Below are 255 nucleotides of genomic sequence, written 5' to 3'. Positions count from 1 at the left end.
CGTGATGAACTGCGACGCGCACATGAGGATGACCATGACGGCGGCGATGATGACGACCGCCCAGTTGACCGGGTTGCCGGCGAGTGCCGCCTGCATGCTCGTGTGCAGCGGAGCGATCCCGAAGAGGTTCGCGTCGCCGAACTGCACGGCGAGGGTCTCGTTCAGGGGACCGACGCCGGCCTTGCTCTTCTGGGCGTCGTTGAGCACGGAGAACAGGGCGAAGAAGATCGGCATCTGGACGAGCAGCGGCAGACA

The 255-nt window shown here is 65.1% G+C and carries 1 protein-coding gene; it reads right to left on the bottom strand.

Annotated elements, in window-relative coordinates; all coding sequences use genetic code 11:
* Window positions 1–255: YidC/Oxa1 family membrane protein insertase (locus ACQG07_RS19245; protein WP_426739162.1), on the bottom strand; the 255-nt coding region annotated here is incomplete at both ends.

Source organism: Plantibacter sp. 2H11-2, from assembly GCF_050031945.1.
In the GTDB taxonomy this organism is placed as follows: Bacteria; Actinomycetota; Actinomycetes; order Actinomycetales; family Microbacteriaceae; genus Plantibacter; species Plantibacter auratus.
This window is presented reverse-complemented; position numbering and strand designations above follow the sequence as displayed.